Raw genomic sequence first — 7,118 nt, 5'->3', positions numbered from 1 at the left:
CCTTTTTAGAGGAGGTAGAGCTACTCTTGTGTTAGAATTGCTGTATTTTTTGTAGAATCCACATTCTTGGTCGAATGATGTTGTATAAAGTGCAACAATTTTGCCTAGAATCCACCTCATATCCCTTCGATGTTGCATAATGTACAACAATTTAGCTCCAAACAGAAGATTTTGCGACAAATGGGTTCGAATTGTTGTACAAACTACAACTTTTACTAGCAAAATAGCCTTTTGGCATGTGAATTGTTGCAGAATTTACAACATTGGTAATCACGATAGCTCATCGAAATCAAAGTTGCCAAGTTAACTGTGGTTAAAGCTTACTTTGGGCATTTTGAACTCATTCTATCGAAGTAGCAATCGTTATTAATGGACATTAAAAAAGTTCCAGTAAATCTAAGGCTAAAGGATTTGTGGTTATTGTCTTGTCCTTAGTTAAACCTGCTGCCCCCAACAAAAGTGCCCCCGTACATACAGAGACTTTATATCATTAAAATTTGCGCTTACGACTTATCTGATCTCACTTATGAGGTTATTCTGAAAACCAAAGAAACCGTTTCTTCGTAAATAGGCGTGCGACAGCCCATTTATGAAAGAAACGGTTTTTACATTTTGCTTAAGAAACGGTCCCATGATTGTCCCGAGTCCGCCTTCTGTTTACCTTAATTATGGATTACTTAATGACGACGTATTCCAAGTTAACCAGCTTGGCGTAAGTTACGATTTGGTCTGTCGTCAGGTTCAAGGAAACGACGGTATGATGGCCGCCGCCATTCTCGATCCAAGCTTTTACGCCATCCTGGAAGTTCGGCTTCACCGTCCACAGGACGCGAGCGACAGGAAGGTTAGGAGCAGGAACCGTCGGCTCGAATGCGGAAACCTCGTTGATCAGCAATTTATAATGAGTGCCGAAGTCCGCCATGGATACGACGACGCCTTCGCCGGCTTTGCCGTCGAATACGAGGCGCGCTGGATCTTCACGACCGCCGATTCCGAGCGGGGAAACAATGATTTTCGGCTTATTGCTTGCCAAGGACGGATCTACCTCCAGCATATGGGATTGCAGGATCGCTTCTTGACCGGCTGCCATCTCATACGTGTAGTCCTCCATGAAGCCCGTGTTTTGATTGCGGCTCATCACTTTCATCAAGCGATCGAGCGCAGCCGTCTTCCAGTCGCCCTCACCGGCAAAGCCGTAGCCTTGCGCCATCAGACGTTGGACAGCAAGACCAGGAAGCTGTTTCATGCCATGCAAATCTTCGAAGTTCGTCGTGAAGGCATTATAGCCTTTCTCGTCGAAGAAACGTTTGAGGGCAATTTCATAGCTTGCTTGGACTCTGACGCTTGCTTCCCAGGCTTCTTTGCTATTCGTGCCGTAATCGAATTCATAGAGCTCCGCATACTCGCCCATCAGATCATCGATTTCCTGTTCTTTAACAGCATTCACGTATTCCACAAGGTCGCCGATGCCGAAGTAGTCCACAGTCCATCCGAATTGAATTTGGGCCTCGACCTTGTCCCCTTCCGTTACGCCAACATTGCGCATGTTGTCGCCGAAACGGGCTACTTTGATATTGAAGCTTTCGTTATAGGCAACCGCTACGTCCATCCAATCCGCAATCTGCTGCTGCACTTCCGGACGTCCCCAGTAGCCTACGACGATTTTATTTTGTTTCTTCAGACGGGCATTGATGAAGCCGTATTCGCGATCGCCGTGAGCGGCCTGGTTCAGGTTCATGAAGTCCATATCGATCGTTGCCCAAGGAATGCTTTCATTGAACTGGGTTGCCAAGTGAAGCAGTGGCTTCTGCAGCAATTTCGTACCGCGAATCCACATTTTTGCAGGCGAGAACGTATGCATCCATGTGATGACACCCGCCACTTCGTCGCGATAGTTGACCTCTTTCATGATGCTTGTAATTTTATCCGCGCTTACTGCCAGGTCCTGCAAGACAAGCGGGTAAGGAAGCACACCGCTATTATTCAAGGCATCAGTCATCGTCTGCGCATGAGCTTTTACTTCAGAAAGTGCTTCTTCCCCGTACAGATGCTGCGAACCTACGACGAACCAAAATTGTTTAGCTGCTGTTGTTGACATCTTAATCATCCTCTTTTCTGTATTTTAAACTGGCTAAGGCTGTTACTTCTGCCCGTAGTAGGCATCTTTCCCGTGCTTCCGAAGATAGTGCTTATCCAGAATGCCTTGAGGGAGTTCTTTGGCGAAATGGTTCAATTGACGCGCGTACAGATTCATTTTGCACACTTCCTCCAGCACGACGCTGTTCACGACCGCCGACTTCACGTCTTTTCCCCAAGTGAAAGGCGCATGTCCCTGGAGCAGAACGGCCGGGATCGCCATGACATCCAATCCGCGCTTCTCAAATGTTTCGATAATAACGTGACCAGTCTCCGCTTCGTATCCCCGGTCAACCTCCTCTTGGTTCAAGAACCGTGCGCAAGGCACGGCGCCATAGAAGGTGTCCGCATGCGTCGTTCCCATGACGGGCACATCGAGTCCCGCTTGCGCCCAGATGGTTGCCCAGGTCGAGTGAGTATGCACGATGCCGCCGATTTGCGGATAGCGTTTGTACAACACGGCGTGAGTCGCGGTATCGGAGGAAGGTCTCATCTCTCCCTCGACCACCTTACCGTCGAGATCCACAACGACCATGTCGCTCGGTTTCATCTTCTCATAGCTAACTCCACTCGGTTTGATCACGAACAGGCCGCTTTCCCGATCGACGGCGCTCGCATTGCCCCAAGTGAATTTCACGAGTCCATGCTTCGGCAAATCCAGATTCGCTTGGTATACCTCTTCTTTCAGTTGTTCTAACAACGTTAGTCCCTCCCGTTCTCCAGCAGATGGTCTACAGCGGCTTGTTCGATGGCGAGCCCTGCTTGGTATCGTTTAATGAATGCTTGGAACCCTTTGACATCCGTAGAATCCGGAGCAATCTCATGTCCTTCGACATCTTTAAAGACCTTCTGCTCGAGGAAGTCGTCCAGGCTCTCTTCTTGATCCTTGTTGATCATATATGAAGCCAGAAGCGCCATGCCCCATGCTCCGCCTTCGCCGGCCGTGGACATGACCGAGATCGGTACGTTCAGCGCAGCGGCTAAAGCTTTTTGTCCAACGACAGGGGTTTTGAAGAGGCCGCCATGAGCCAAGATGCTGTCGATGGCCACCTGTTCGTTTTCGGTCAAAATGTCCATGCCGAGCTTCAATGCTCCGAAAGCAGTGAATAAGTGCGTTCGCATGAAATTAGCCAGATTAAAGTTGCTTTCAGGCGAGCGAACGAACAATGGCCGGCCTTTGTCGATTCCCGTAATGTTTTCGCCCGAGAGATAACCGTAGCTAAGCAAACCGCCGCCATCCGGGTCAGCTTCCAATGCCTTATTCAACAGCACGCTGAACAATTTGCCGGAATCTACGCCGTATCCCATGGCTTCGGAGAATTCACGGAACAATCCCATCCAGGCATTGAGATCGCTGGAGCAGTTGTTGGCATGCACCATGCCGACCGGACTGCCGTCCGGCGTCGTGACCATATCGATCTCCGGGTAAACCTTGGATAATTCTTTCTCCAATACAATCATCGCAAAAACGGAAGTGCCCACGGAGATGTTTCCCGTACGCTTCCTCACGCTATTCGTCGCAACCATGCCTGTGCCGGCATCGCCTTCCGGAGGACATAGCGGAATGCCAGGCTGCAGCTCCCCGGCCGAGTCCAGAATGGCGGCTCCCGCCGCCGTTATCTCACCGGCTTGCTCGCCGGAGAGATACACTTTAGGAAGAATATCCTCAAGCTTCCACGGATAGCCTTTGGCCGCGATTAATTCATTGAACTGCTTAACCATCGTTGGATGGTAATTATAGGTTGACTCATCTATAGGGAAGATGCCGGAAGCATCTCCGATGCCGATCACTTTATTGCCGGTCAGCAGCCAGTGGATATATCCGGCCAACGTCGTTACAAAATCAATGCGAGGCACATGCTCCTCTTGGTTCAATATCGCTTGGTACAAATGGGCGATACTCCAGCGCTCGGGGATATTAAATTGGAACATGTCCGTTAGTTCCCTTGCGGCTGCGCCTGTTGTTGCATTGCGCCAAGTCCGAAACGGCACTAGCAGCTCACCCGTGCTGTCGAATGCCATATAGCCGTGCATCATAGCGGAAAATCCGATCGAACCGACCGTCCGGAGAGTGACTCCATAATTACGTTCCACTTCCTGCTTCATTTCACGATAAGCGGTTTGAAGGCCTGTTATAATATCCTCCTGGTTGTACGTCCAATATCCGTCTTTCAACAGATTTTCCCACTCAAAGCTTCCCGATGCGATGGTCTCGAAACGACGATCGATCAACACCGCTTTGATCCGCGTAGATCCAAATTCGATACCCAGCGAAGTTTCTCCCCTGGTTATCGCTTCTTTCAATTGGACATGATTCATGATCACGTATGTCCCCTCTCTGTTCATGGTTTTCACAGAAATTAAAAATCACTTATCGTTGATTTTAATTTCGTGATTTAACCCAACCGATTACGATTCCTATACTAGCTGCTTCCGATCGAATCGGTCACTTGATGAGCCAACCGGAAGATTTCGACCCAAAGAAGGCGCTTTCTCTTACTGACAGCTTTAGTATATTTTCTGTACGTACATTTGTCAATATAGTCTAATAGTTATACTGACATAAATTACTGTACCGTCATTATTCGTCTAATCATAGTGTTTTCCTATGGACAAGCATGAAACTTGTACCATTGGAATCGCAAATGATGTCATTTCATTTGCATTCCATGCAATTTATGCTAGAATGTGTACGTACAACTTTTCGAACAACGATGAAAGAAGTGGATTGCATGAAGCCAAAGTACCAGCTCATTATTGAAGATATCAAAAGCTATATCCTCTCGGGAACGTACAAAGCAGGCGAGAAAATCCCTTCGGAGTCCGCATTGCAGGAAAGCTACAACGTTAGCCGGCAAACGGTTCGAAAGGCCATTCTGGAGTTATCGAACGAGGGATTCCTGAGAAGCGAGAAAGGATCCGGCACATACGTCATCACCCAATACCGATCCAGAACGGGTGGGAAAGCCCTGAATAAAACGATCGGTGTCATCACGACTTATATCTCGGATTACATCTTCCCCTCCATTATTCGCGGCATTGAAAGCCGATTAAATGAAGATAATTATTCGTTGCTGTTAGCCAGTACAAACAATGATATCGCACAGGAAAAAAAGGCGTTGGAAATGATGCTGTCCTATGGCGTGGATGGACTGATTATAGAGCCTACCAGAAGCAATGTATACAACCCCAATATCGCTTACTACCTGTCTTTTAAGGAGCAGGAGGTTCCTTTCGCGATGATCAATGCCTATTACGAAGAGTTGGAAGTTCCTTTCTTCTGTCTGGATGACGTGCAGTCCAGCTATCTCGCTACCCGGGAGCTGATTGCCAAAGGACATACCCAGATCGGCACTATCGCAAAAATGGATGATTTACAAGGGAAGTTTAGAATGAAGGGATATATCAAGGCTCTCGGGGAAGCCAAATTACGGTTCCAGCCCGAGCATCTGCTCTCCTTCGATACAGCGACGAAGCCGGACCTTGCCGCTAACTTGGAAGAGTTTCTGAACGACAATCGGGATGTGTTGACTGCGCTTGTGTGTTACAACGACGAGGTAGGCTTGGAAGTGGTACATGTCTGCAGAAGGCTGGGAATCTCCATTCCAGACGAGCTATCCATCATTGGCCAAGACAATTCATATATCGCCAAAAACGCGAATATCCAACTAACGACGCTGACGCACCCCCAAGAACAAATGGGACGCGACGCAGCGGACTGGGTTATTAAGAATTTACAAGGCAAAAAAGACTTGCCCACCAACACCTACTACCAGCCCGTATTAATCGAGGGCGAAACAGTAAAAGCAATCGAAGTGGAATAGTCACGGCTCATAAAGTGCATCGACATCTTTTTTATGATAGGAATAGAAAAAAGGATCTTCTCGTTTTTAGAGATGATCCTTTTTTTGCTCGCGGAAAGCTTATTCTATAAGGCTTTATTGAAAAGTTTCGCTTTACCCAGTTTATCATTGGCATAAACCAATGGTGGTGACTGAGGGAAAGGGTTATTCAGATTTCTGTTTATTTAACGGCGCTTTTCGATACTTAAATAAATAGGCTGTGCCAATCAAAGCAAATAGTATAATTGCAGTTAAAGTTGCGATGTTATCAATGGTATAAACACTCAATTTGTTTCCAAACAGTTCGGCATCTATGCCTTTTGGATTTGTTACAATATTTATAGTCGACGTATTAGGAGAATCCGTTGGATATGTGAATCTAAAAATTATTAATGAAACTATATTCCATCCAGCGTGAATGCCAGATACTAACCACAGATTTTTGGTCACATAAAACAAGTATGACAAAACTAATGCAACAAAAGTATATGTAATAAATGTAAATACATTAAATCCTTGGTGTCCATTATGAGAATATGCAAATAGCAATGATGATAAAACTATACCCAAAATAAGAATCCCGCGGTTTTTAAACTTTTCAAATTCGGTAATGACAAAAGCTCGGAAAATAATTTCCTCAGTACAGCTTTGGGCAAATAAGAAAAACAGTGTACTTATAAAATAACTAATAATTAAATTGGGGTTTGCAGTTGTTGTATAGCCTGATAACCATGAGAAAATCTGAGTTATCAGGCAAACTACTAATCCAATGACAAGTCCAAAAACCCACTTTGAAACATTCTTCTTTATGTTCCTGTTAACTGAATAACCTTCTACCGAGTGCCTGTATACCTTATGTGCGAAAAAAATCAAGACACAAAGAAAAACATACGTCACAACTGAATATAGTATGTAGTTAATTATCGTAGCGTCTGTATTTTTTACCCCTGAAATCTTTTGACTCAATATTAATAGCACCAAGAATAATACAAACATAGAAATTGCTTTGAGTTCGGATAATACCACCTTTAAAACTGCCTTCAAAAAAATTCCTCCTCTACAAATTTGATTATCTGACTATCCTATTCCCTCAATTTAATATTTTCCCATTAAAACCAAAAAGTTGATCTCCCCTTAAAG

The 7,118-nt window shown here is 45.7% G+C and carries 5 protein-coding genes; 1 reads left to right on the top strand and 4 read right to left on the bottom strand.

Features of this window, described 5'->3' with window-relative positions; all coding sequences use genetic code 11:
* Positions 1–673: 673 nt before the first annotated feature.
* Genes araA through ASG93_RS16060 form a run of 3 tightly spaced genes read right to left on the bottom strand, consistent with a single transcriptional unit; the run spans position 674 to position 4,455 of the window.
* The gene (gene araA / locus ASG93_RS16070; protein ID WP_056833567.1) at positions 674–2,098 is read right to left on the bottom strand and encodes an L-arabinose isomerase; all 1,425 of its coding nucleotides are present in this window, start codon (positions 2,096–2,098) and stop codon (positions 674–676) included.
* Positions 2,099–2,140: 42 nt separating this feature from the next.
* Complete coding sequence (locus ASG93_RS16065) at positions 2,141–2,836, bottom strand: L-ribulose-5-phosphate 4-epimerase (RefSeq protein ID WP_056833566.1); 696 nt, start codon at positions 2,834–2,836, stop codon at positions 2,141–2,143.
* A gap of 2 nt (positions 2,837–2,838) precedes the next feature.
* Positions 2,839–4,455 (bottom strand): xylulokinase, encoded by a 1,617-nt coding sequence (locus tag ASG93_RS16060; protein ID WP_056833565.1) that lies wholly within the window; start codon positions 4,453–4,455, stop codon positions 2,839–2,841.
* 413 nt (positions 4,456–4,868) lie between these two features.
* Here ASG93_RS16060 and ASG93_RS16055 point away from each other — a divergent pair, with 413 nt between their 5' ends.
* A complete protein-coding gene (locus ASG93_RS16055) occupies positions 4,869–5,960 on the top strand; it encodes a GntR family transcriptional regulator (RefSeq protein WP_056833652.1) in 1,092 nt (363 codons plus the stop codon).
* 183 nt (positions 5,961–6,143) lie between these two features.
* On the opposite strand, the gene ASG93_RS16050 is transcribed toward ASG93_RS16055, so the two are convergent.
* On the bottom strand, positions 6,144–7,022 hold the full coding sequence (locus ASG93_RS16050; protein ID WP_056833564.1) for a CPBP family intramembrane glutamic endopeptidase: 879 nt from the start codon (positions 7,020–7,022) through the stop codon (positions 6,144–6,146).
* Between the last annotated feature and the right edge of the window lie 96 nt (positions 7,023–7,118).

Source organism: Paenibacillus sp. Soil787 (genome assembly GCF_001429545.1).
Taxonomy (GTDB): Bacteria; Bacillota; Bacilli; order Paenibacillales; family NBRC-103111; genus Paenibacillus_E.
The sequence above is the reverse complement of the archived record's forward strand: the minus strand, read 5'-3'. Positions and strand labels throughout refer to the sequence as shown.

Bases quoted from the DNA above. Each gene is read 5' to 3' on its own strand.
- araA (WP_056833567.1), bottom strand. From the start codon at position 2,098: ATGTCAACAACAGCAGCTAAACAATTTTGGTTCGTCGTAGGTTCGCAG.
- ASG93_RS16060 (WP_056833565.1), bottom strand. From the start codon at position 4,455: ATGAATCATGTCCAATTGAAAGAAGCGATAACCAGGGGAGAAACTTCG.
- ASG93_RS16055 (WP_056833652.1), top strand. From the start codon at position 4,869: ATGAAGCCAAAGTACCAGCTCATTATTGAAGATATCAAAAGCTATATC.